The sequence below is a fragment of the Variovorax boronicumulans NBRC 103145 genome (assembly GCF_001591345.1).
Taxonomy (GTDB): Bacteria; Pseudomonadota; Gammaproteobacteria; order Burkholderiales; family Burkholderiaceae_C; genus Variovorax; species Variovorax boronicumulans.
On the sequence record NZ_BCUS01000073.1, the window covers coordinates 1 to 23,727 of the forward strand.

Sequence of the window (23,727 nt, forward strand, 5' to 3'; positions counted from 1 at the left end):
CCGCCGCCACCGGCAACACGGCCGGTGGCACGCAGGGCGGCACGACCACGGCCGGCAGCGGCGCCTCGGGCACCATCGCCGGCACCCAGGCGCTGCGGATTCCGGGCTCGGTCACGCTCGATTTCGAGGCCACGGGCCAGAAAGGCGCCTCGCCGCAGCGCGGCGTGTTCGGCGAGCTGGTCTGGCTGCAGGACGGCAGCCGCTACGACGGGCGGCTCACGCTCAAGGCGGTGTTCTTCACCCTGCTGAACTGGCACAGCACCGGCAAGATCGGCCCCTCGGGCCTGGAACCCGAGCGCTATTCGGAAAGCCGCAAGGCCGAGGTCGCCTCGCATTTCGCGCGCGACCAGGGGCAGATCATCTTCAGCAACAACGCCCCCCCCGTGCCCCTGCAGCCCGGCGCGCAGGACCGCATGAGCGTGATGATGCAGTTGGGCGGCCTGCTGGCGGCCAGCCCGGGGCGCTACCCGGCCGGCACCCGGATCTCGGTGCAGACGGTGGGCGTGCGCGACGGCGATGTCTGGGTCTTCGAAGTCGGCGACGAGGAGCAGCTGAGCCTGCCGGCCGGCGACTTCACCACGCGCAAGCTCACCCGCACGCCGCGCAAGGATTTCGACCGGAAACTGGAACTCTGGCTGGCGCCGCGCTACGGCTACCTGCCCGTGCGCATCCGCCAGACCGAGGCAAACGGCGACTTTGCTGACGCCCAATTGCGCAAACCCCTACCCGAAGCGCCCGCCAATTGAGGCAAAAAGGCTCACATATCAACGGCGCGAGGACAACTGTTCTTGAAACTGGCGCGTTGATTGCTATCTAACCCCCATGAACGCCATCGACATCCTCACAGGGCCCGCCATGAACATGCTTTACGACTCCGAGTCCTTCGTCGTCGTGCACGTGCAGCCGAACGACGGCGACGAGCCCAGCACGACGCCCAACGGCCCCGTGCTGGAACGCCACGGCTTCGAGATCGTGGACAAGCGCTCTGGCAAGGAGGTGTACCTCGACGGCTCCTGGGCCGAACTGTTCCAGCAGCAGATCGCCGCCTGGCAGCTCAACACGCCCACGCAGGAAGAGGTCGAGGACACGCTCGAAGGCTATGCCGAGCTGGCGCACACGCCGGTGCTGGTGCACTGAGCGGCCTGCCCCGCCCGAACGAAAAAAGCGCCCCGCGGGGCGCTTTTTCTTTGGCGGTGTACTGCGCCGTCAGCGCTCGGTCCAGCGGTACATCGGCCCCACGATCAGCAGCACCGCCACCAGCCGGCACACCTGGAAGGCCGTGACCACCGGCACGCCCAGCTGCAGCACCTTGGCCGTGATCGACATCTCGGCGATGCCGCCGGGCGAGGTGCCCAGGATCATCGTGGCCGGGTGCAGCCCGGTCGCCCCCGCCAGCAGCCAGGCCGCGCCGGCGCACAGCACCAGCATGCCGACCGTGCCCAGTGCCACCGAGCCGAGCCAGCGCGGCGCCGTGTGCAGGAACTCGCGGCTGAAGCGCACGCCCAGGCTCACGGCAATCACCAGCTGCGCGGTGTTCGACAGCCAGGTCGGCACCGCCGACAGCGACTGCCCCGCGACCGTGAAGCCCATCGCCACCAGCAGCGGCCCCATGAACCACGGGTTGGTGCGGCCCAGCGCCCGCATCGCAAGCCCGCCCACGCCGGTGGCCAGCGCCAGCAAGGCCAGCCCGGCCGGGTTCACCTCGCGCACGCCGGGCGGGTTGATCTCCAGGCCGTGCAGCCCGCTCCACTGCATCGCGAACGGGATCGTCACCGTCACCACCATCAACCGCAGGCTGTGCGCGGCGGCCACCAGGTCGGTGCGCGCACCGGTCGATTCGGCCAGCAGCGTCATCTCCGAAGCGCCGCCGATGGCGCCTGCGAAGTAAGTCGTGGCTCTCATGGATTTCGCCGGCACATGCGGCATGCGCGCCGCATGCACGCGGTGCAGCCAGCGCCCGAACGCCCAGCCCAGCAGCAGCGCCCAGCCGATGGCCAGCAGGATCGCCCACCACACGCCAGCCACCAGCGTCACCACCTGCGGCGTGAAATACAGGCCCAGCGCGGTGCCGATGACCCACTGCCCCAGGTTGCGCAACGGCGTGTGGCTCGCGGTCGGCTGGCCCGCGATCGAGGCCAGCGACACCGCGAACAGCGGGCCGATCATCCAGGGCAGCGGGGTGTGCAGGGCGACACAGGCGAGTGCGGCGGCCAGCGCCAGCAGCAGCGTGGCCAGCACACGAAGGGGAAAACGAAAGGACACGGGCAGAGAAAGCAGCGGAAAAGGACGACAGCCCGGTGCAGGGCGCCGGGCATAGTATGGCGGGATGCCTCCTCGTCCTTCCCGTGCTTCCCGGTTCCTCGCGCCCCTGGTCGCCGTCGCCCTGCTCGCCGGCTGCGCCGCGCTGTCCGCCGAGGCGCCCGTCGCGCGCCGCGTGGCGGCCCTGCTGCCGGCCGATGCGCTGCTGCTCGGCGAGCAGCACGACGCCCCCGAACACCACGTCCTCGAACGCGAGACCGTGCAGGCCCTGGCCGAGCGCGGCCAGCTCGCCGCGCTGGCGCTCGAGATGGCCGAGGAAGGCCGCAGCAGCGCCCGCCTGCCCGCCACCGCGACCGATGCGCAGGTGCAGACCGCCCTCGGCTGGAACGACAAGGCCTGGCCCTGGACGCGCTACGGCCCCACGGTGATGACGGCGGTGCGCGCCGGCGTGCCGGTGGTCGGCGCCAACCTGCCGCGTGCGCGCATGAAGGACGCGATGGCCGACGTCTCGCTCGACGTGCAGCTCAACGGCGAGGCCTACGCCGCGCAGCAGGAGGCCGTGCGCGAGGGCCACTGCAAGCTGCTGCCCGAATCGCAGATCGGCCCCATGACCCGCATCCAGGTCGGGCGCGACCGCGCCATGGCGCAGGCGCTGGTGAAGGCCCGGCAGCCGGGCAAGACGGTGGTGCTGATCGCCGGCGCGGGCCACGTCACCAAGGTGCTGGGCGTGCCGCAGCACCTGCCGACCGACGTGTCGGTGAAGACGGTCCACCTGCAGGCCGGCGGCCCGGCCGAGGACGACACCGACGCCTACGACGCCACCTGGCGCACGCCGGCGCTGCCGCCGGTGGACTACTGCGCGGGCGTGCTCAGGCGAACTTCCTGATCGAATCCGCCAGCGTGTTGACCAGCGTGTCGATGTGCTGCTTCTCGACGATGTAGGGCGGCGCGATCACCAGCACGTCGCCCGCGGGCCGCACCAGCGCGCCCTTGTGGAAGCAGTCGAGAAACACCTCGTAGGCGCGCTTGCCCGGCGACCCGGCGATGGGCGCGAGCTCCACCGCCGCCGCCAGGCCCAGGCTGCGGATGCCCACCACGTTCGGCAGGCCCTTGAAGGTGCTGTGAAAGGCATCGCCCAGCACCTTGCCCATTTCGCCGGCGCGCGCGAACAGGTTTTCTTCCTTGAACAGGTCGAGCGTGGCAATGGCGGCGGCGCAGGCCACCGGGTGGCCCGAGTAGGTGTAGCCGTGGAAGAACTCGACCACGTGCTCGGGCGCGTCGGTCTTCATCATCGCGTCGTAGAGCTTGTCGCGGCAGATCACGCCGCCCAGCGGGATCACGCCGTTGGTCACGCACTTGGCGAAGTTCAGCATGTCGGGCACGACGCCGAAATAGTCCGACGCGAAGTTGGTGCCCATGCGCCCGAAGCCGGTGATGACCTCGTCGAAGATCAGCAGGATGCCGTGCTTGTCGCAGATCTCGCGCAGGCGCTTCAGGTAGCCCTGCGGCGGCAGGTACCAGCCGGCCGAACCGGCCACCGGCTCCACGATGATCGCGGCCACGTTGCTCGGGTCGTGCAGCGGCAGGATGCGGGTTTCGAGCTCGACCAGCGGGTCTTCGGTCCACACCGGCTCCGCGTTGTGGATGTAGGCGTGATTCACCGGGTCGTGGATGAAGCGCATGTGGTCCACGCGCGGCAGGAAGGCCGAGCCGAACACCTTGCGGTTGCCCGGGATGCCGCCCACCGACATGCCGCCGAAGCCCACGCCGTGGTAGCCCTTCTCGCGGCCGATGAACACGTTGCGGTGGCCCTCGCCGCGCGCGCGGTGGTAGGCCAGTGCCACCTTCATCGAGGTGTCGGCGGCCTCGGAGCCCGAGTTGCAGAACAGCACCTTGTTCAGGTCGCCCGGGGCCAGCGCGGCGATCATCTCGGCCGCCTTGAAGGCCTTGTCGTTGCTGACCTGGAAGGCGGTGGCGTAGTCCAGCGTGTCCAGCTGCTTCTTGATCGCCTCGTTGATCGGCTTGCGGTTGTGGCCCGCGCCCACGCACCACAGCGAGGAAATGCCGTCGACCACCTTCTTGCCGTCGTGCGTGGTGAACGTCATGCCGTCGGCCGCCACGAAAACCCGCGGGTCCTTCCTGAAATGGCGGTTGGGCGTGAAGGGCAACCACTGGTTGTCCATGTTGAAGTCCTGGAAGGCCATGTCTCGCTCCTGCGGTTATGTGGGGAGGGAAAATCGCGATTCTGGCACCCCTGCCACAATCCTGCCCCTGATGACGACCACTACGCCTGCCTACATCCTGAACCTCTCCTGTCCCGACCGGACGGGCATCGTGCACGCCGTGTCGGGCTTCCTGCTCGAGCGCGGCGCCAACATCGAAGAGGCCGCCCAATACAACGACCACGGCACCGGCCTGTTCTTCATGCGCGTGCGCTTCGCCTGCGGCGACCACAGCGAAGCCGTGCTGCGCGAGGAGCTGAAGGCCTTCGCCACCGGTTTCGGCATGAGCCTGCAGCTGCACGCCGCCGCCGACCCGATGAAGACCGTGATCCTGGTCAGCAAGGAAGGCCACTGCCTGAACGACCTGCTGTTCCGCTGGAAGAGCGGCCTGCTGTCGATCGACGTGCGCGCCATCATCTCGAACCACCGCGACTTCTACCAGCTGGCCGCCAGCTACAACGTGCCCTTCCACCACATCCCGGTGACGGCCGCGACCAAGGCGCAGGCCGAGGCCAAACAGCTGGAGATCATCGAGGCCGAGGGCGCCGAACTCGTGGTGCTCGCGCGCTACATGCAGATCCTGAGCAACGACCTGTGCAAGAGCCTGGCCGGCCGCGCGATCAACATCCACCACTCGTTCCTGCCCAGCTTCAAGGGCGCCAAGCCCTACTACCAGGCGCACGACCGCGGCGTGAAGCTGATCGGCGCCACCGCCCACTACGTGACGGCCGACCTCGACGAAGGCCCGATCATCGAGCAGGACGTGGCCCGCGCCGACCACACCGACACGGTCGAAGACCTCACGGCCCGCGGCCGCGACACCGAAAGCCAGGTGCTGGCCCGTGCCGTGAAGTGGCACAGCGAGCACCGCGTGCTGCTGAACGGCCACCGCACGGTCGTGTTCCGCTAACCCACTCCATCGCCGCTCCCAGATGCGCCTGCAGCTTCCGCTTTTCGCCCTTGCTGCCGCTCTGGCAGCGCCCGCCACCTTCGCCCAGGACGCCCGCGCCGGCGGCGCCCCGCTGGCGCCCGACGCGCTGTTCGCGCGCGTCTCGCCCAGCGTCTGGGTGGTGCAGGCCAGCGACGCCCAGGGCAAGGTCCTGGCCACCGGCAGCGCGGTGGCCACCGGTCCGGGCACGGCCGTCACCAGCTGCAAGCTGCTGGCCAAGGCCAGCGCCGTGGCGCTGCGCCGCGACAACGTGAGCTACGGCGCCGTGCTGGAGCACCCGGACGTCGAACGCGACCTGTGCCAACTGCGCATCGCGAACCTCGTGTCGCCGACGCTGGGCGTCGTGCCCGCGGGGGCGTTGCAGGTCGGGATGCCGCTGTACGTCATCGGATCGCCGCGCGGGCGCGAGCTCACGCTCGGCATTTCCATGCTCGGCGGCGTGCGCCGCAACGCCGCGGGCGCGCTCGAGTCGCTGCAACTGGCCACGCCGACCGAGGCGGGCCTGGCCGGTGCCGGCCTGTTCGATGCGCAAGGCCGCCTCGTGGGCCTCGTCGCCGGATCGGCCCCGGCGACCCTCGCCATGCCGGCCGCATGGATCGCGGAACTGCCGACGCGCGGCCAGCGGGCCATCGAGCGCCTCGCCTCGCAGCCCGCGCCGGCCAGCGTGTCGCTGCAGCGCCCGAGCATGGTGGAGTACCAGCTGCACGACCGCCTCACCAACACCTACCGCAAGGTGATCTACCGCGCGGACACGGCCACCGCCTCGGACGACCGGCTCAGCTTCAACAACGGCGGCTGGATCGAGAAGCCGGGCGGCGAGGTGATCGGCGTCACGACGGCCGTGGGCGGCGAGTTCGACAGCGTCATGCCGCCGGGCGGCTGGGCCCGGCCGACCCTGGAACAGGACGCCGCCTGGGCCACGGAATACGACGCCACCATGGGCGGCACGCGCATCAAGATGGACCTGCGCGCCCACGTGGTGGACGACGCCGCCATGCTGCCGGTCAACGGCCGCGAGATGAAGGTGGTGAAGATCGACTACCGCGGCCACACCCAGCGCTTTGCGAACGCGGGCGCCTGGAGTGGCAACCAGTACGGGACCTACCGCGCCAGCGTGTGGTTCTCGCCGGAGCTGGGCCGCGTCGTCCGCTTCGAAGTGCAGACACGCGGCGGTGCGAGCGGCGGCGCGTTCCAGGTCAGCGAAGTGCTCGAGCTGGTGAGCATCCGCTAGCCCCGGGCGCGCGCCGCGCGCTCTCTATCGATCAATTGCGGTACGGGTTGTCCGGACGCCGGTCCTGGCGGTTCGGCACGCCGTCGCCGTCGCGGTCCCAGCGGCCGCGGTTGTATTCCCAGCGGCCATTGTTCTCGCGCCATTCCGGCGCGCGGTAGGCATAGCCCGGGCGGGCGCGCACGTACATGCCGCGCACCCACACATGGCGACCGCCACGCCACTCATAGTGGCCCGGCGACCACACGTAGCCGCGACGCGGCGGCGGCATGCGCTCGTAGCGCGGCGGGGGCGGCGGCCCCTGGATGGTGATCACCGCCTGCGCCTGCGCGGCCGTGGGAGCGGTCAGGGCGCCCACCGACAGCAGCGAAGCGGCACCGATGGAAAGAGCGACTGCGAGTGTTTTCATGAGAAAGCCCCATGGTTGTTGGAGGAGCCTTCATGCTGCCGGGACCGTGTGAAGCGCCTGTAAGCGCTGCGCGAAATCTTGTGTAGAGCTGTTTCGCTGCCGCGGACGCGCTTTATTCCTGCAATTCGCGCAGGTCGATGGCCGCGGCCATGGCCGCGTGGCCGGCCCGGTTGGGATGCAGGTGATCGCCGCTGTCGAATGTCGGATTCAGCTGACGCGGCGCCGCGGGGTCGCGCAGCACGGCATCGAAGTCGACCACGCCATCGACGTCCTGGCGGCTGCGCACCCAGCGGTTCACGGCCTCGCGCATGGCCTCGTTGGCGTCGGTGCCGTAGATCGTGTTGCCGAAGGGCGGCACGGTGCCCAGCAGCACCTTCACGCCCTTGGCGCGCGCCTGGTTGACGAGCTGCCCCAGGCCCTCGGTGACACGCTCGGCCGTGGGCACGTCGTGCGGCGGCACCTTCAGGCCGGGGATGCCCGCGAAGATGGCGCGGCCGATGTCGTTGGTGCCCAGCAGCACGATGACGTGCGTCACGCCGCTCTGGCCCAGCGCATCGCGCGCAAAGCGCGACAGGCCGTCGGGGCCGATGCCGTTCACCAGCAGCCGGTTGCCGCCGATGCCGGCGTTGATCACCGACACCGCGTGCGCGGCCTGCGGGCTGTCGCGCAGCCGCGTGGCGAGCATGTCGGGGTACGAACCGTCGCCCGACTCGCCACCGCCCGCGGTGATCGAATCGCCGAACGCAACGACGGTGCGCACGGGTCGGGTGGTGAGCACGTCGAGCCCGGTCACGATGTGGCTCATCGGCAGCGCCACCGCCTTCGACAGCCGGGGCGCCGAGACGGCGTTGCCTTGCGCCAGCCAGCCCGTGTCGCTGGACAGCAGGTACATCGTGGCGAACGGTGTCGCGCGGTCGAGAAAAAGACTCACGGCCACGGCCTGGCCCGCCGCAACGTTCAGCGCCACGCCGTCGCTCCATGCTTCCGCGCCCGGCGCCACGGTGACGGTGGCGCGGCCGCCGAAACGCAGCGTGCGCAACGAGGCCGGCGAGATGGCGTCGCCGCCCGCGCCCAGGGCCACGGTGGCGGCGGCGATGCGCAGCGGCGTCTTGCCGAAGCGGTTCGACACCCGCACGCGGATGCGCTCGCCGTCGAGCGTCGGGCGCATCATCTGGCGCAAGGTCTGGCCGCGGAACACATGGTCGCCCGGCCCGCCGATGGCGGCCGTGGCGGGGTTCGCATCCAGTTCGGCGAAGTCGAGCACCGCCACGGCCCAGCTCGCCACCCAGCGCGCTTCGGCCGGCTGGCGTGCCGCCTGCTCGACCTTCTCGGCCCACACCGCCTGCACGCCCACGAGCAGCACCGCAAGGCCGAGAACGGCCATCCAGTGTGCAGGGGAAAAGGCGGCGTCGCGCAGTCGGACGCGCCAGCGAGCAGGAAGCTTCATGCGTGCAAAAGCGGCCCAGTGTACGGAGCCGCCTTGCCCGCGCCGGTGACGAGGTCTAACCCAAAGTTACCAAGTGTCGACGTACGCCGAGACCGCCTCGGCCGGCCGCGTCGCCGACGCCAGGCCGCGCACCAGCCAGGTGCGCGTGTCGGCCGGGTCGATCACCGCGTCGATCTCCAGCGTCTGCGCCATGTGGATCGCTTCGCCGTTCGCGTACTGCTGCGCCACCAGCTGCTTGAAGAGCGCGTCGCGCTCGGCGCCCTCGGGCACGGCCGCGAGCTCCTTGCGAAAGCCCAGCCGCACCGCGCCTTCGAGGCCCATCGCGCCGAACTCGCCGGTGGGCCAGGCCACGGTGAATACGGGCGCATCGAAGCCGCCGGCGGTCATGGCCTGCGCGCCCAGGCCGTAGCCCTTGCGCAGCACCACCGCGAAGAAAGGCACGCGCAGGTGCGAGGCCACCATGAACATGCGGCACACGTGGCGCACCTGCGCCTGCGCCTCGACCTCGGGCCCGACCATGAAGCCGGGCGTGTCGCACAACGACACGATCGGTAACCCGTGGGCATTGCACAGTTGCATGAAGCGTGCGGATTTGTCGGCCGCCTCCACGTCGATCGCGCCGCCCAGGTGGTGCGGGTTGTTCGCCATCAGGCCGACCGGCTTGCCCTCGATGCGCGCCAGCGCCGTGACGATGCCCGCGCCGAAGCCCGCGCGCAGTTCGAGCAACGAGCCGGTGTCGGCCACGCCGCGCATCGCGGCGCGCACGTCGTACACGCGCAGGCGGTTCTCGGGCACCACATGGCGCAGCGTGCGCGGATCGGCGCACTGCCAGTCGCTCACCGGACCCTGGAAGTACGACAGGTACTGCTTCGCAGCCGCCACGGCCGCGGCTTCGTCTTCCACCAGGATGTCGATCACGCCGTTGCGCGACTGCACGCTGCTCGGCCCGATCTGCTCGGGCGCGAAGGTGCCCAGGCCGCCGCCTTCGATCATGGCGGGGCCGCTCATGCCGATGTTGCTGCCCTTGGTGGCAATGATCACGTCGGCGCAGCCCAGCAGCGCCGCGTTGCCCGCGAAGCAGCGCCCGTGCACGATGCCGACGACCGGCACCTTGCCCGACAGCGCCGCGAACTGGCTGAAGGTGTGGTTATTCAGGCCCGCGACGATCGGCATGTCGGTGTCGCCCGGCCGCCCGCCCCCGCCCTCGGCGAACAGCACCACCGGCAGCTTGAGCTGGTGCGCCACCGCGAGCAGCCGGTCGGTCTTGTGGTGGTTGCGCATGCCCTGCGTGCCGGCCAGCACGGTGTAGTCGTAGGCCAGCACGGCGCAGCGCGACTTCTCGGGCCCGAATTGCTTCGCGTTGACGCTGCCCAGGCCCGTCACCATGCCGTCGGCCGGCGTGTTGGCGATGAGGTCTTCGAGCGAGCGGCGGCGCGTCTGCGCAGCGATGGCGAGCGCGCCGTACTCGATGAAGTTGCCGGGGTCGCCGGCCATGTCGCACAGGTCGGCGATGTTCTCGCGCGCGGTGCGACCGCCCTGCGCATGCCGCTTGTCGACCGCCGCCTTGCGGTTGATGTCGAGCGTGGGCGCGTGGCGGTCGATGACCTTCTGCAGGTCGGGGCGGATCGCATCGAGGTCGTGCGCGACGCGCGCCTGCGCCTGCACACCCTGCGCGTCGACGGCCTCCAGCCGCACCAGCGACTGGCCTTCGACGAGGTAGTCGCCGGGCGCGGCCAGCAGCGCCAGCACGCGGCCGGCCACGGGCGCGTGCAGCAGGTGCTCCATCTTCATGGCCTCGAGCACGCCCAGCTGCGCGCCGGCGGGCAGCACGTCGCCCACCGCGACCTCGAACTGCACCAGCTTCGCGGGCATCGGCGCCTTGACGGTGAGGCCGTCGTCGTCTTCCGCGTCCTGCGCCGGTGCGCTCGCGGCGGCGGGCGCGGTGACCTTCTTCGCGTGCTTCTCGAACGCCTTCGCGTCCGCGAGCAGGTCGCCCAGGTGCGCTTCCACGAAGCGCGTGTGCACGGCCTGCGTCGCGAATTCGGGCCGAGCGGCAATGGCGCACAGCAGCGGCAGGTTGGTGGCGATGCCGTCGATGTGGCATTCGTCGAGCGCGCGCAGCGAGCGGCGCAGCGCGTCCGCGAAACGCGGCGACGGCGAATGCACGATGAGCTTGGCCAGCAGCGTGTCGTAGTGCGGCGAAGGCGCCAGGCCTGCGTAGCCGTGCGTGTCGACGCGCACGCCGGGGCCGGCCGGCAGGTCGAAGCGCGCGAGCGTGCCGCCCGCGGGGCGTGCGTTGCCCTGCGCGTCGAGCGTCTCGGCGTTGATGCGCCACTGCACCGCGAAGCCGCGCTGCGGCGCCGTGCGGCCGGCCTCCACGCCGAGCGCGTCCAGCGTGTCGCCCGAAGCGACGGCGATCTGCAGCTGCACGAGGTCCAGCCCCGTCACCGCCTCGGTCACCGTGTGCTCGACCTGCAGGCGCGGGTTCGCCTCGATGAAGACGAAAGGCAAAGTGGTCGATGCGGCATCGACCAGGAATTCGAAGGTGCCGAGGCCGCGATAGCCCACGGCCTTGGCCATGCGCAGCGCGGCCTGCGTGACCTGCGCGCGCAGCGGCTCGGGCAGCGAGGGGCTGGGCGCAATCTCCACCAGCTTCTGGAAGCGGCGCTGCAGCGTGCACTCGCGCTCGCCGAGGCTGGCCACGGCGCTGCCGTCGCCGAGCACCTGCACCTCGATGTGCCGCGCATTGCGCATCAGGCGCTCGACGTACACGCCCTCGATGCCGAACGCCGCGTTGGCCTCGGACATGCAGCGCGCATGCGCCTCGGGCAGCTCGTCGGCCGTGAGCACGGCGCGCATGCCGCGCCCCCCACCGCCGCCGATGGCCTTCACCATCACGCCCGCGCCCTGCGCGTGCTGCTCGGCGAAGAAGGCCTGCGCCTGCGCGAGCGTCACCGCGCCGGCGCTGCCGGGCATCACGGGCACGTCGCACTGCGCGGCCAGTTCGCGGGCGCGGGCCTTGTCGCCGAACAGGCCCAGCTGCCCGGGCGTGGGGCCGATGAAGACCAGGCCCGCGTCGGCGCAGGCCTGTGCGAAGTCGGCACGTTCGCTGAGGAAGCCGTAGCCGGGATGCACCGCATCGCAGCCTTGCGCCTTCGCCACCGCGATCAGCGCGGCCACGTCGAGGTAGGCCGAAGGGCCGGTCGCGTCGAGCGCCACCGCCACGTCGGCCAGCTGCACATGCAGCGCGGCGGCATCGTCGCGCGCATGGACCGCCACGCTGGCAATGCCCAGGTCGCGCAGCGCGCGCACCAGGCGCACGGCGATCTCGCCGCGGTTGGCAATCAGAACTTTGGAAAACACGCGAGGAAGCCTTTCAGGTCTTGTCTTTGAGCAGACGGCGCAGCACCTTGCCCGCGCCGGTGGTCGGCAATGCATCGATGAAGCTCACGGCGCGCGGCGCCTTGTAGCTCGCCATGTTCTCGCGCGCCCAGGCCACGAGCGCGTCGGCCTCGAGCGCGGCGCCGGGCTTGCGCACGATGAAGGCCTTCACGACCTCGCCCTTCTCGGGGTCGGGCTGCGCAATGACCGCCGCCTGCGCCACCGCCGGGTGCTTGATGAGGATGGTCTCGACCTCTTCGGGGAACACGCTGTAGCCCGAGACCTTGATCATTTCCTTGAAGCGGCCGATGAAGGTGAGGTAGCCGTCGGCGTCGAGCTTGCCCATGTCGCCCGTGTGCACCCAGCCGTTGCGCAGGGTGGCGGCCGTGGCTTCGGGCTTGTTCCAGTAGCCCTTGAACGAGCCGGCGCTGGTGAGCACGATCTCGCCGACCTCGCCCGTGGGCATGTCGGCCTGGGTCTCGGTGTCGATGATGCGGATGGTCACGCCCGGCACCGGCACGCCCTGCGTGCCCCAGCGCGGCGCCACGTGCGGCGTGTAGGTGTCGCAGGTGTGGGTTTCGCTCAGGCCGTAGGCGGCCTCGAACGAGCTGCAGTGGTTGGCGTACGAGCGCCACTGCGCGGCCAGCGGTTCGGTGAAGGCGATGCCGAAGCTGGTCACCGGGTTCATCTTCAGGCTCGACAGGTCGAAGCGGGCGATGTCGGGCACCTGCATGCAGGCCACGTTCATCGGCGCGATGCTGTACCACCAGCTCACTTTGTAAGCGGCAATGGCTTGCAGCACGGCGCGCGGATCGAAGCGATGCATCAGCACCGAGGCCGCGCCACTGAGCACGGGCACGTTGACGCCCATGAGCATGCCGGCGATGTGATACAGCGGCGCGATCGACAGCAGCACGTCGCCAGGCCCCACGCCGTTGCAGTCGGCCGCGGCGCGCGTCTTGAAGAGCGCGTTGCCGTAGCTGAGCATCGCGCCCTTGGGCAGGCCGGTGGTGCCCGAGGTGTAGGTCATGAGCGCGATGTCGTCCATGTCGATGGCGACGGGCTGCGGCGTGGCGCCGCTGCGCATCACGGCAAGGAAGTCTTCGCAGCCTTCGGGCACGGTGCGTTCGGCCGTGCGCTCGGCGGCCAGTTCGGCCGGCAGGTCGAGCGTGGGCTCGGCGGGCAGCAGGTCGGCGTAGTGCACCACGAACACGTGGGCCAGTGCGCTCTCGGCCTGCACCTTGCGCACCACCGGCACGAGCGGCGCGGCCGCGACGATCACGCGCGCCTTCAGGTCGTTGACCTGGTAGGCCAGCTCGTGCTCCTTGTTGAGCGGGCCGCTCGGGCAGACGATGGCGCCGATCTTCTGGATGCCGAAGTGCGCCACCAGGTACTGCGGGCAGTTGTTGAGGAACAGCACCACGGGTTCGCCCTTGGCCACGCCCAGGGCCTGCAGGCGCGCGGCGAAGGCGTCGCTCGCGCGGTCGAGCTCGGCCCAGCTCAGGGCCTGGCCGTACCAGAGGCAGGCGGTGGCGTCGCCGCGCGTGCGTGCGTGGTCGCGCAGGTAGGCATGCAGGGGCTGCTGCACGCGGGGCGGCAGTTCCTTCAAGCGTGGCGGGGTGGCGGGCGTTGTCTCCATGGCGTCACTTTCTCAGGGTTATCGATAGCCGCCTGCGCATGGCCGGCGCTTGCCAATGCGGCATGGTGCACGAACAATCCTACCCATGGGTATAACTTCCGCGACACCGAACAAACCCTCTGTCACGCACGCGGCGCTGGCGGCGCAGCCGCACCTGCCGCAGGGCACGGGCCGCCAGCGCGCGGCCACGCAGGGCACCGACCTGCAGCGCGAGCGCATCCTGCAGGCGGCGGCGCAGCTGTTTGCCGCGCAGGGCTACGCCAACACGACCATGGCGCAGATCGTGCGCGAGCTGGGCGTGACCAAGCCCTTCGTGTACTACTACTTCCGCGACAAGCAGGAGATCTTCGAGACGCTGTCGTGGCGCCCCGCGGTCGACTGCTTCACCGCGCTCGACTTCGCCGCCGCCGACCCGCGCCGCGCGAGCGAGAAGGTGATGGAAGGCATCGAGCGGCTGATCCGCGCCACCATCTCGCACCACCCGGTGGCCTTCTTCGCGTACCGCGAGCCGCAGGTGTACCGCCCCGAATACCTCGAAGCGCAGAAGAAGCTCGCGCACCACTTCTACGACCTGCTGTGCCCGCTGCTCGAAGAAGCCCGGCGCGACGGCGACCTCGACTTCGACGAGACCAAGATCACCGCGCTCGCGGCCTGCAGCCTGCCGGGCTTTCTCTACAGCTGGTACCGCCCCGGCGGGCGCCTCTCGCCCGACGAGGTGGTGGCGCAGCTCACGAAGCTGGCCAGCCGCGTGATCGGGCTGCGCGCGAAGAACTGATTCCGTCTTTCACACACCCTCCGGAGACACTTCATGAAGCTCACGCATGCGCCTTTGGCGCGGATCGCCCTTGCCTCTCTGTTTGCCATCGCCGGCACGGCAGCGCAGGCCCAGCAGCCGACCTACAAGATCGCCTACATCGATCCGCTGTCGGGCCCGTTCGCCAACGTGGGCGAGCTGATGCTCATGCACACGCAGTACGCCATCGAGGACATCAACGCCAAGGGCGGCGTGCTCGGCGGCATGAAGCTGCAGCTGCTGCAGTTCGACAGCAAGCTCTCGGCGCAGGAAAGCCAGAGCGCGCTGCAGGCGGCGATCGACCAGGGCGCCAAGGCGATCGTCACGGGCGGCTCGGGCTCGTCGGTGGTGACAGCGCTGGTGCTGGCCGTGGCGCGCTGGAACCAGCGCAACCCGGGCAAGGAACTGATCGTGCTGAACCACTCCTCGATCGACCCCGAGATGACCGGCAAGGGCTGCAGCTTCTGGCACTTCCAGACCGAGGCCAACACGGCGATGAAGATGAAGGCGCTGGCCAACTACATCAAGAAGACGCCGGACGTGAAGAAGGTCTACCTGCTCAACCAGGACTATGCCCACGGCAAGCAGTGGGCCAGCTACGGCCGCCAGCTGGTGGGCCTGGCGCGCCCCGACATCCAGTTCGTCGGCGAGACGCTGCACCCCATCGGCCGCGTGAAAGACTTCGCGCCCTACATCGCCAACATCAAGCAAAGCGGCGCCGACTCGGTCATCACCGGCAACTGGGGCCAGGACATGACGCTGCTGCAGAAGGCCGCGGGCGATGCGGGCTACAACCTGCGCTACTTCAACCACAGCGCGGGCTCGGTGCCCGGCACGGTCACCGCCGTGTCGCAGGCCAAGACGGGGCAGCTCACCTGGGTGGCCGAATGGCACCCGGGCCAGGCCGACACGCCGAAGGTCGATGCACTGGCCAGGGCCTACAAGGCCAAGACCGGCAAGGACTTCCTCGCGCCGCGCATCGACATGACGCCGCGCCTGCTGGCCGCCGCCATCGCCAAGGCCGGCAGCGCCGACACGGTGAAGGTGGCACGCGCCCTCGAAGACCTGAGCTTCGACTCGGTGGTGGGCCCGGTGCGCATGCGCGGCGAAGACCACCAGCTGCTGCTGCCGCAGGTGGTGAACACCATCGCACCGGTGGACGGCAAGGCGGTGAAGACGGGCTGGGAAGGCACCAACTACGGCTTCCGCACCGATGCGGTCTATACCGGGAACGAGCTGGCGCAAGGCACCGACTGCAAGATGGTTCGACCCTGACTGAGTTCTTTCGGGGGACCTGCCCAGGCCACTGTGAATAGCGATCACGCTGACGGCGTGATCGCCCCCTGCGCCGCGTCATTGTTTCCTAGGGAAACCCCGTCCTGCCCACCCCCTGTGCCATCGGGATACTCCGGATTCGCATCCCGGACATCCGAAGCGGGTCCATACCGAAGGCACAACAAGGTACACCATGGCAGGAAAGAACTCGCTCCATCCGATCCCCCATCCGGCGAAGAAACCCTTCGTCGGCAATCTGCTGTCCATCGGCTCCGATTCGCCGGTGCTCGACATGTGGAAGATCGCGCAGGACCTCGGCGGCATCTACTGGCTCGACATGCCGGGCATGCCGGTGATCGTGGTGTCGTCGCCCGCGCTGGTCGACGAGCTGTGCGAAGAGCCGCGCTTCGACAAGAGCACGCGCGGCGCACTGCGCCGGTTGCGCGCCGCGTCGCACGGCCTCTTCACGTCCGACACGCACGAGGAGACGTGGTCCAAGCCGCACAACATCCTTCTGGCCAACTTCAGCCAGCGCGCGATGCAGGCCTACCACCCGATGATGCTGGACATCGCAGGGCAGCTGGTCACCAAGTGGGAGCGCCTCAATTTCGACGAAGAGGTGGACGTGGTGCGCGACATGACGGCGCTCACGCTGGACACCATCGGCCTGTGCGGCTTCGGCTACCGCTTCAACTCGTTCTACCGCGAGGGCTTCCATCCTTTCGTCGATGCGATGGTGCGCACGCTGGAGACGGTGCAGAACCGGCGCGGCATTCCACTCGAGGAGCTGATGCTCAAGAAGGAGCTGGCGCAGCAGCGCAAGGACATCCGCTACATGCACAAGATGGTGGAAGACATCATCGAGGAGCGGCGCGCCAGCGGTGCCGACATCGCCACCAAGCCCGACCTCCTGAGCTACATGATCGCGGGCGTGGACAAGAAGAGCGGCGAGAAGCTCACCGACAAGATGATCCGCGACGAGTGCATCGAATTCCTCATCGCGGGCCACGAGACCACCAGCGGCCTGCTGTCGTTCGCCATCTACTTCCTGCTGAACAACCCCGAGGCGATGGCCAAGGCGCAGGCCGAGGTCGACAGCGTGTTCGGCGGCGACACCACGCAAAAGCCCACCTACGCGCAGGTCAACCGCCTGCAGTACGTGATGCAGGTGCTGAAGGAGTCGCTGCGCCTGTACCCGACCGCGCCCGCGATCTCGATGCGCGCGAAGGAAGACACCAAGATCGGCGGCCAGTACACGATCAAGAAGAACAACATGGTCATCATGCACGCGCTGGCGCTGCACCGTGACAAGGGCATCTGGGGCGAGGACGCCGACCAGTTCAACCCCGACCACTTCAGCCGCGAGGCCGAGCGCGAGCGGCCGGTGAACGCCTTCAAGCCCTTCGGCAACGGCCAGCGCGCCTGCATCGGGCGGCAGTTCGCCCTGCAGGAGGCAGTGCTCACGCTGGGCATGATCCTGCAGCGCTTCAACCTCGTCGATCACACGGGCTACAAGCTCAAGATCAAGGAAGCGCTGACGATCAAGCCCGAGAACTTCAAGATCAAGGCGCTGCTGCGCGACCCGGCCTCGCGCCCGCGCGGCACCGTGGAAGCGGCGGCCACGCCCGACACGCCGGCCAAGCCCGCCGCGCGCAAGCCGCAGGCGGCGCGCCACGGCACCTCGCTGCTGGTGCTGCAGGGCTCCAACCTCGGCACCGCCGAAGACCTGGCGCGCCAGCTGGCCGAGGCCGGCGAGCTGCGCGGCTTCTCGACCCAGCTGGCCTCGCTCGACGACTACGCCGAGCGGCTGCCGGCCAGCGGCGCGGTGGCCATCGTCTGCGCCTCGTACAACGGCGTGGCGCCCGACAACGCGGCGGAGTTCCACCGCTGGCTCGACAAGGCCGACGATTCGCTCAACGGCGTGCGCTTCAGCGTGTTCGGCTGCGGCAACACCGACTGGGCCGCCACCTACCAGGCGGTGCCGCGCCGCATCGACGAACGGCTCGAAGCGCTGGGCGCCGACCGCGTGCACGAGCGCGGCGAAGGCGATGCGCGCGAAGACATGGACGGTGCCTTCCAGGACTGGAGCGACGCGCTGTGGCCCGCGCTGGTGAAGACCTTCGACATCAAGAACGGCGCCGACACGCCGGCCGAGGCCGAGCCGCTGTACACGCTCGAAGAGCTGCCGCCGCCGCAGAAGAACGCGCTGGTCGATGCGCTGGGCGCCGTGCCGCTGCGCGTGATCGAGAACCGCGAGCTGCAAAGCGCCGGCGCCAACGGCGAGGCCGGGCGCTCCACGCGGCACGTCGAGCTGATGCTGCCCGAGGGCGTGAACTACGTGCCCGGCGACCACCTGAGCGTGGTGCCGCGCAACAGCCCGGCGCAGGTCGAACGCGCGATGGCGCGCTTCGGCTTCGACCGCTCGGCGCACGTGCGCCTGTCGGCGGTGCCGGGCCGCAAGGCGGCGCTGCCGGTCGACCAGGTCATCGCGGTCGATCGCCTGCTGGGCGACTACGTCGAACTGCAGGACGTGGCCACGCGCAAGCAGATCGCCACGCTGGCGGCGCACACCGAGTGCCCCTTCACCAAGCCGAAGCTGCAGGCGCTGTCGGGCAGCGACGAGGCCTCGCAGGCCGCGTACAAGGCCGAGGTGCTGCACAAGCGCAAGTCGCTGCTGGAGCTGCTCGAAGAGCACCGCGCCTGCCAGGTGCCGTTCTCGGTGTTCCTGGAAATGCTGTCGCCGCTGTCGCCGCGCTACTACTCGATCTCCTCGTCACCGACGATGACGCCGGGGCGCTGCAGCGTGACGGTGGGCGTGGTGAGCGCGCCCGCGCTGTCGGGCAACGGCACCTTCGAGGGCGTGTGCTCCAACTTCCTGGCGCGCGCCGAGGCCGGCGACACGGTGCACGGCGTGATCCGCGAGACCACGGCCGAGGGCTTCCGCCTGCCAGAGGATGCAAACCGGCCGCTCATCATGATCGGCCCGGGCACCGGCCTGGCGCCGTTCCGCGGCTTCCTGCAGGCGCGCGCGTCGCAGGTCGAACGCGGCGACGCGCTGGGCGAGGCGATGCTGTTCTTCGGCTGCCGCCACCCCGAGCAGGATTTCATCTACGCCGAGGAGCTGCAGGCCTGGTCGCACCGCGGCCTGATGAAGCTGCACACGGCCTTCTCGCGCGCCGGCGACCGCAAGGTCTACGTGCAGGACCTGATCCGCGAACAGGGCGCTGCCGTGTGGAAGCTGCTCGAAGCCGGCGCCGTCGTGTACGTGTGCGGCGACGGCTCGCGCATGGAGCCCGACGTGCGGCGCACGCTCAGCGACCTCGCGCGCGAGCATGGGCAGGACAGCGCGGCGTGGATGGACCAGATGATTGCCGAGCAGCGCTATGTGCTCGACGTGTGGGCCGGGGCCTGAAGAACCAAGTCTGGAGCCCCAAAGAAGAAGACCGGCATTTGCCGGTCTTTTTTCTTGGGGAGCGTTCGCCTCAGGTCAGACGTTGCGGTCCGGGTCCGGGTACACCAGCGGCCCGAGCATGCCGCGGTTGAACGGCTTCCACTCGCCCTCGGGCTGCGCCAGCCGGTCGGCCACCGCATAGAGCACGGCGGGGTGCGCGCCGAGCCCCAGGTGGCTTGCCACCACCTCGATGTTCTCCGACTGCGGGCCAGTCTTTTCGAGGCTGCAGCGCCATGCGACGACACCGTCGGTGCGGCTGAAGATCGAGGTCGTGGGCACGGGCGGCGTGGGTTCGACGAACTTCATGCGGCGCGGGTCGTGCGAGCTCTGGCCGCTCACGCCTTCGTACACGCGCCAGGCGTTGGTGGCGCGCGGGCTGCCCGAGAACGGGCTGCCCAGCGTGATCACGTTGCGGATGAGGTCCTTCTGCGCCGAGGCCAAGAGCCGCGCGTAGACGCCGCCCAGGCTCCAGCCGATCACGCTGACCTTCAGGCCGCTTTTGTCGGCCAGGGTCTTGAGCAGGTCGACCATGCCGTCCTCGACGCCGGCGCGCGGGCCCAGGTTGCGGCCCTGGCCCCAGCCGTGCGCGTCGTAGCCGCGGCTGCACAGGTAGCGGCGCAGCAGCAGCGTGGACATGTCGCTGGCCACCAGGCCGGGCAGCACAAGCACGGGGTGCCCGTCGCCGCGCGGCGCGAGCTGCAGCAGCGGCCACATGGCGAGGCCGGCGCCGGTTTCCCAGAGGGCGCGCGCTTCGGCCAGCAAGAGCAGGCGCGACGGCGGTGCGATGGGTTCGTGGGTGGCGGTGGACATGATGGCGGCTTCCTTTCTGTTTCTTTCTTCTGTAGGACGACGATGGGGGTGCGAAGTTGCATGCCCCGTCGGACGACAACTTCATTTATCCGAGGTATTTGCCCCTCAGGTAATCAAGATAAGCCCTCGATTCGCTGGAAACATACGGAGAAACCAGCGTGAGTGTGTAGAAAGCCGCCAAACCGGGGTCGGCCTGCGCCAGCGCGTCGCGCCCCGGCACCAGCCGCTCGAACGAGAGCCAGCAGGTGGTGGTGAAGACCATCTGCAGCGCGAGGATGCGCGCCTGCTCGGCGCTGGTCTCGATCACGCCCGAGGCCACCAGCCCTTCGCACAGTGTCTGGGCCGCCAGCAGGTTCTGCGCCGTCATGGCCTGGGCGCGCTGCCCCAGGGCCGGGTACTCGCTGGCCAGGAAGGCCATGTCGCGGTAGATGAAGCGGTACTCGTCGATGGCCTCGAAGCGCAGGTGCAGCGCGAGCCACAGGTCGTCGATGGCGGTGATGGAAGCCGACGAGCCGTTGAGCACCTCGAGCCGCTGCTCGAAGCGCCGGAACAGCCATTCGACGATCAGCTGCTTGGCCTTGAAGTGGTAGTGCAGGTTGCCCGGGCTCATGCCGAGCTCGGCCGCGATCTTGTGCGTGGACACGGCCGGAAGACCTTCCGCGTTGAACAGCGCAAGGCTGGTCTGCAGGATGCGATCGCGCGTGGTGTTGGAGCTGGCCACAAGCGGCGTGTTGCGTGCGTTGTGTGCCGCTCAGCGCTTGCCGCCGGAGCCACTTGAACTGGACGGTTTCTCGAGTCTGGCGAGGCGTTCGCGTAACTGCGCCACCTCGTCGCGCAGGGCCTGTACCTCGTCGGCGCTGGGCATGCCCAGGCGTTGCAGGGCGGTGGCGACACGCTGGTCGAACACGTCCTCGAACTTGCGGATGCCGAAGGTGTCCAGGCTGGGGAAGCCGCGCGTCAGCGCCGCCTTGGCACCGGCCACGTCGGCCTTGCCGTGCCCGATGCCGAGCAGGCCTTCGATCACGTTGGCCTGGCGCTTGGCGACGTCGTTGCGCACGTTGTCCAGCGCCTTGAGGCCGGCGCGCAGCAGCGCTTCGGCCTTGTTGGTGCCGGCCGCCGCAGTGTCTGCGGGCGCTGCTTTCGCAGCCGGCGCCGCCTTGCGGGGCGCGGCCTTCTTCTTCGCCGCCGGAGCCTTCTTCGCAGGCGCTGCCCTCTTCTTCAACTTTGCAGTGTCATCGGGACGGGTCGCCATGCGGTGGGTGCTCCAGGGGCGTAAGGAATGAAAAGGGCGCGCTCAGCGCCCCGGGATCAGGCCGCCTTGCGGGCAGCGCGGCGAACCGGCTTCTTGGCCGCAGCGACCTTGGCCTTCACGGTGCGCACGGGGGCGGCTTCTTCGGTGCCGCTCACACGGGCTTCGATCTGCTTGGTGCCGGCGACGATGCGGTCAGCGATTTGCACCGACACGGTGGCGAAGGGCTGGTTCACGGCCGACAGGGCGTTCAGCACGGTGGTGGCAGCGGGCGATTCGATCTGGGCGACGCGGTTGGCGACGGTTTCGATGCCGCTGGTGGTGCCGGCAGCGACGCGGTCCATCACGTTCACGATGCGGCTGGTGTCGATGTCCAGGCGGTTGGCCAGGAAGCCGTGCACCTTCTCTTGCGCGCCGATCAGGTTGGCCTTGATCTGTTCGCTCACCAGCGGGATCTGGCGGTTGCCCAGGAACTCGCTGTAGCGCGAAGCGGCACCGCCCAGCAGGCGTTGCACGCCGGTGCGGTAGGCACCGACCAGGGTCTTGCCTGCGTCGTTGTACTGGCCGACGACGTGGATGGCGGCGGAAGCGATGTTGGTTCGCGTGGACATGTGAGATTTCCTTGAAGTTGAATGGCTCGCGGGGAATCGCGATGGGCCAATCATCTTCCGCAGGGCCTAGGCCTGGAAAACTAGAACGGTCGGAAAACTAGTCCAACTGCCCCAATTTTTTGTCCAGGCCGCCGGCCCTGTCGATCATGCCGCAGCAGCGCGCGGCGATGCGGCGGCCTTGCGGGCCGCGGGCCGGGGTGCGGCCTTCTTCGCCGCAGCCTTCTTCGCAGGGACTTTCTTCGCCGCCGCCTTGACCGGCGCGGCCTTGGCAGGGGCCTTCTGCGCCGTCTTCTTGGCGGCGACGGCCTTCACCGGCGCCTTCTTGCGCGCGGCCGGCTTGCGGGCCGGTGCAGCGGCCTGGGCCTCTTCGTCCGCTTCCGGCGCGGGGGCGGCCACGGGCTTGGGCGGTGTGGCCGGCGCGCCGGAGACGGCCGGGTGCTTCTGCGTCAGCTCCATCAGCAGCTTGTGCTCGGCCAGCAGGTAGTCGCCGATCTCGGTGATGTCGGGCACGGCGCGGCGGCAGGCGATCAGGCCGTAGTCCATGCGGCCGTTGTAGCTTTGCACGGTGACGTTGAGCGCGGTGCCGTGGCTGGCGATCGACACCGGGTAGTAGCAGGTGACCAGCGCCCCCGCGAAGTACATCGGGAACGGCGCGCCCGCCACGTTCGAGACGGCCACGTTGGCCGCCGGCGGCAGCAGGTTGACGATGCCCGAGCGCCCCACCATCGACGCGATGCCCGACACCAGCCACGGCGCGGCGAAGGTCGGGAAGTCGTCCAGGATCACGGCCTTGAAGCGGTTCATCGTCGACTTCGAGGAGTTCGACGAGGCGTTGATCGCCTTCAGCCGCTGCAGCGGATCGGTGATGTCGGTGGCCAGGCTCACGAGGATCATGCTGGCCTGGTTGTTGGCCGTCTGGTCGCCGGCCTCGCGCAGGCTCACGGGCACGCCGGCCACCAGCGGCTTGGCCGGCAGCTCGTTGTTGTCGGCCAGGTAGTGGCGCAGCGCGCCGGCCACGGTGGCCAGCACCACGTCGTTGAGCGACACGCCGAAATGCTTGGCGATGTACTTGGTCTCGGCCAGCGAGATGGTGCGCCCGGCGAAGGTGCGCTGGTTGGTGATCGACACGTTCAGCGAGGTGCGCGGCGCGAAGAGGTTGAACTTCTTCGGCGCGGTGGCGGCCGCCTTGTCGGCCGCCTTCTCGTCGGGCTGGGCCAGGCCGCCGATGGCGCGCGCGATGGCCGGGGCCATCTTGAAGAGCTTCACGTACTGCTGCGCCGTGTTGCGCAGCGCCGCCGTGGCGAGTTCGGCCATGCCCAGCTGGTAGCCGTTGCTGCGCGGGCGCGCACGCGGCGGCTTGATCACGCGGCCCGTGGCCTCGAGGTCGAAGATGGCCTTGCCCAGCTCCACGCCGGCCTGCCCGTCGATGCCCGCGTGGTGCACCTTGGTGTACAGCGCCACCTGGCCGCTCTTGAGGCCGTCGATGATGAAGAACTCCCACATCGGCCGGCTGCGGTCCATCAGCGTGGAGTGCAGCCGTGCCACGTACTGCTGCAGCTGGCGGTTGGTGCCGGGCTTGGGCAGCGTGATGTGACGCACGTGGTAGTCGAGGTCGATGTCGTCGTCCTCGACCCACACCGGATTGGTCATGTCGAAGGGCATCAGCGCGAGCTTGCGCGTGAACACGTCGGCCAGGTGGATGCGGCTGGCCATGAAGGCCTTGGCGTCTTCGTAGAAGTCGCCCTTATAGCCCTTGGGCAGGTCCAGCACGTTGAGCGAACCCACGTGCATCGGCATCTCGGGGGTCTCCAGGTGCAGGAAGGTGGCATCAAGACCGCTCAGGTGTTTCATGTGTGGTTCTCCTCGTTGGGGCATGCGCCGTCCGGCAGGATACCGTGGGCATCGCGTTCGTGGGCCTTCGCTTCTTCAGTGTTTCCACCGGGGGAAGGCACGCCCGGGACAGGGGTTTGCCCCAAGGATGGCCGGGGCGCGCATCCACATGTA

At 69.4% G+C, this 23,727-nt stretch carries 19 protein-coding genes; 8 read left to right on the top strand and 11 right to left on the bottom strand.

Annotated features, from left to right (window positions below; translation table 11 throughout):
• A partial coding sequence (locus tag VBO01S_RS20035; RefSeq protein ID WP_157627395.1) for a DUF3108 domain-containing protein occupies nucleotides 1–746 on the top strand: 746 nt, incomplete at its 5' end.
• Nucleotides 747–855: 109 nt separating this feature from the next.
• Nucleotides 856–1,137 carry a BTH_I0359 family protein gene (locus tag VBO01S_RS20040; RefSeq protein WP_062478455.1) on the top strand — a complete coding sequence of 94 codons (282 nt, stop codon included), beginning with the start codon at nucleotides 856–858 and terminating at the stop codon, nucleotides 1,135–1,137.
• 69 nt (nucleotides 1,138–1,206) lie between these two features.
• Here the strand turns inward: VBO01S_RS20040 and VBO01S_RS20045 are convergent, their stop codons facing one another.
• On the bottom strand, nucleotides 1,207–2,262 hold the full coding sequence (locus VBO01S_RS20045) for an AbrB family transcriptional regulator (RefSeq protein WP_062478390.1): 1,056 nt from the start codon (nucleotides 2,260–2,262) through the stop codon (nucleotides 1,207–1,209).
• A 64-nt stretch (nucleotides 2,263–2,326) separates the two neighbouring features.
• On the opposite strand from VBO01S_RS20045, the gene VBO01S_RS20050 reads away from it, so the two are divergent.
• Nucleotides 2,327–3,145, top strand: a complete 819-nt coding sequence (locus VBO01S_RS20050) for a ChaN family lipoprotein (RefSeq protein WP_062478392.1) — start codon at nucleotides 2,327–2,329, stop codon at nucleotides 3,143–3,145.
• Here the strand turns inward: VBO01S_RS20050 and aptA are convergent.
• Nucleotides 3,129–4,463, bottom strand: coding sequence for an omega-aminotransferase AptA (gene aptA, locus VBO01S_RS20055; protein ID WP_062478394.1), 1,335 nt, complete (start codon nucleotides 4,461–4,463; stop codon nucleotides 3,129–3,131). The genes VBO01S_RS20050 and aptA overlap by 17 nt on opposite strands.
• A gap of 70 nt (nucleotides 4,464–4,533) precedes the next feature.
• Here aptA and purU point away from each other — a divergent pair, with 70 nt between their 5' ends.
• Both purU and VBO01S_RS20065 read left to right on the top strand, forming a co-directional pair.
• Nucleotides 4,534–5,391: a formyltetrahydrofolate deformylase gene (purU, locus tag VBO01S_RS20060; protein ID WP_062478396.1), complete on the top strand. Its 858-nt coding sequence runs from the start codon at nucleotides 4,534–4,536 to the stop codon at nucleotides 5,389–5,391.
• A 22-nt stretch (nucleotides 5,392–5,413) separates the two neighbouring features.
• The gene (locus tag VBO01S_RS20065; protein WP_062478399.1) at nucleotides 5,414–6,661 is read left to right on the top strand and encodes a S1 family peptidase; all 1,248 of its coding nucleotides are present in this window, start codon (nucleotides 5,414–5,416) and stop codon (nucleotides 6,659–6,661) included.
• Between the two features lie 31 nt (nucleotides 6,662–6,692).
• Here VBO01S_RS20065 and VBO01S_RS20070 read toward each other — a convergent pair whose 3' ends face one another.
• The 4 genes from VBO01S_RS20070 to VBO01S_RS20085 form a co-directional block, all read right to left on the bottom strand.
• On the bottom strand, nucleotides 6,693–7,067 hold the full coding sequence (locus VBO01S_RS20070) for a YXWGXW repeat-containing protein (RefSeq protein WP_062478401.1): 375 nt from the start codon (nucleotides 7,065–7,067) through the stop codon (nucleotides 6,693–6,695).
• A 112-nt stretch (nucleotides 7,068–7,179) separates the two neighbouring features.
• The gene (locus tag VBO01S_RS20075; protein ID WP_255221153.1) at nucleotides 7,180–8,514 is read right to left on the bottom strand and encodes a GDSL-type esterase/lipase family protein; all 1,335 of its coding nucleotides are present in this window, start codon (nucleotides 8,512–8,514) and stop codon (nucleotides 7,180–7,182) included.
• A gap of 66 nt (nucleotides 8,515–8,580) precedes the next feature.
• Nucleotides 8,581–11,877 (bottom strand): carboxyl transferase domain-containing protein, encoded by a 3,297-nt coding sequence (locus tag VBO01S_RS20080; protein ID WP_062478405.1) that lies wholly within the window; start codon nucleotides 11,875–11,877, stop codon nucleotides 8,581–8,583.
• Nucleotides 11,878–11,890: 13 nt separating this feature from the next.
• Nucleotides 11,891–13,534 carry an AMP-binding protein gene (locus VBO01S_RS20085; protein WP_255221154.1) on the bottom strand — a complete coding sequence of 548 codons (1,644 nt, stop codon included), beginning with the start codon at nucleotides 13,532–13,534 and terminating at the stop codon, nucleotides 11,891–11,893.
• Between the two features lie 85 nt (nucleotides 13,535–13,619).
• On the opposite strand from VBO01S_RS20085, the gene VBO01S_RS20090 reads away from it, so the two are divergent.
• From VBO01S_RS20090 to VBO01S_RS20100, 3 genes are all read left to right on the top strand, one after another.
• Nucleotides 13,620–14,309 carry a TetR/AcrR family transcriptional regulator gene (locus tag VBO01S_RS20090; RefSeq protein WP_062478410.1) on the top strand — a complete coding sequence of 230 codons (690 nt, stop codon included), beginning with the start codon at nucleotides 13,620–13,622 and terminating at the stop codon, nucleotides 14,307–14,309.
• 33 nt (nucleotides 14,310–14,342) lie between these two features.
• Entirely contained in the window at nucleotides 14,343–15,602 is a 1,260-nt protein-coding gene (locus VBO01S_RS20095) for a branched-chain amino acid ABC transporter substrate-binding protein (protein WP_062478413.1), read from the top strand.
• A 193-nt stretch (nucleotides 15,603–15,795) separates the two neighbouring features.
• Nucleotides 15,796–19,014: a bifunctional cytochrome P450/NADPH--P450 reductase gene (locus tag VBO01S_RS20100; protein ID WP_062478416.1), complete on the top strand. Its 3,219-nt coding sequence runs from the start codon at nucleotides 15,796–15,798 to the stop codon at nucleotides 19,012–19,014.
• Between the two features lie 75 nt (nucleotides 19,015–19,089).
• On the opposite strand, the gene VBO01S_RS20105 is transcribed toward VBO01S_RS20100, so the two are convergent.
• The 5 genes from VBO01S_RS20105 to VBO01S_RS20125 all read right to left on the bottom strand — a co-directional run bounded on the left by VBO01S_RS20105 (nucleotide 19,090) and on the right by VBO01S_RS20125 (nucleotide 23,574).
• Nucleotides 19,090–19,863, bottom strand: coding sequence for an esterase/lipase family protein (locus VBO01S_RS20105; protein WP_062478419.1), 774 nt, complete (start codon nucleotides 19,861–19,863; stop codon nucleotides 19,090–19,092).
• A gap of 85 nt (nucleotides 19,864–19,948) precedes the next feature.
• Nucleotides 19,949–20,584 (bottom strand): TetR/AcrR family transcriptional regulator, encoded by a 636-nt coding sequence (locus tag VBO01S_RS20110; protein ID WP_062478422.1) that lies wholly within the window; start codon nucleotides 20,582–20,584, stop codon nucleotides 19,949–19,951.
• Between the two features lie 30 nt (nucleotides 20,585–20,614).
• Entirely contained in the window at nucleotides 20,615–21,085 is a 471-nt protein-coding gene (locus VBO01S_RS20115; RefSeq protein ID WP_255221155.1) for a phasin family protein, read from the bottom strand.
• Between the two features lie 86 nt (nucleotides 21,086–21,171).
• Complete coding sequence (locus VBO01S_RS20120; protein ID WP_062478428.1) at nucleotides 21,172–21,723, bottom strand: hypothetical protein; 552 nt, start codon at nucleotides 21,721–21,723, stop codon at nucleotides 21,172–21,174.
• 144 nt (nucleotides 21,724–21,867) lie between these two features.
• Nucleotides 21,868–23,574, bottom strand: coding sequence for a WS/DGAT/MGAT family O-acyltransferase (locus tag VBO01S_RS20125; RefSeq protein ID WP_062478431.1), 1,707 nt, complete (start codon nucleotides 23,572–23,574; stop codon nucleotides 21,868–21,870).
• Nucleotides 23,575–23,727: the final 153 nt, after the last annotated feature.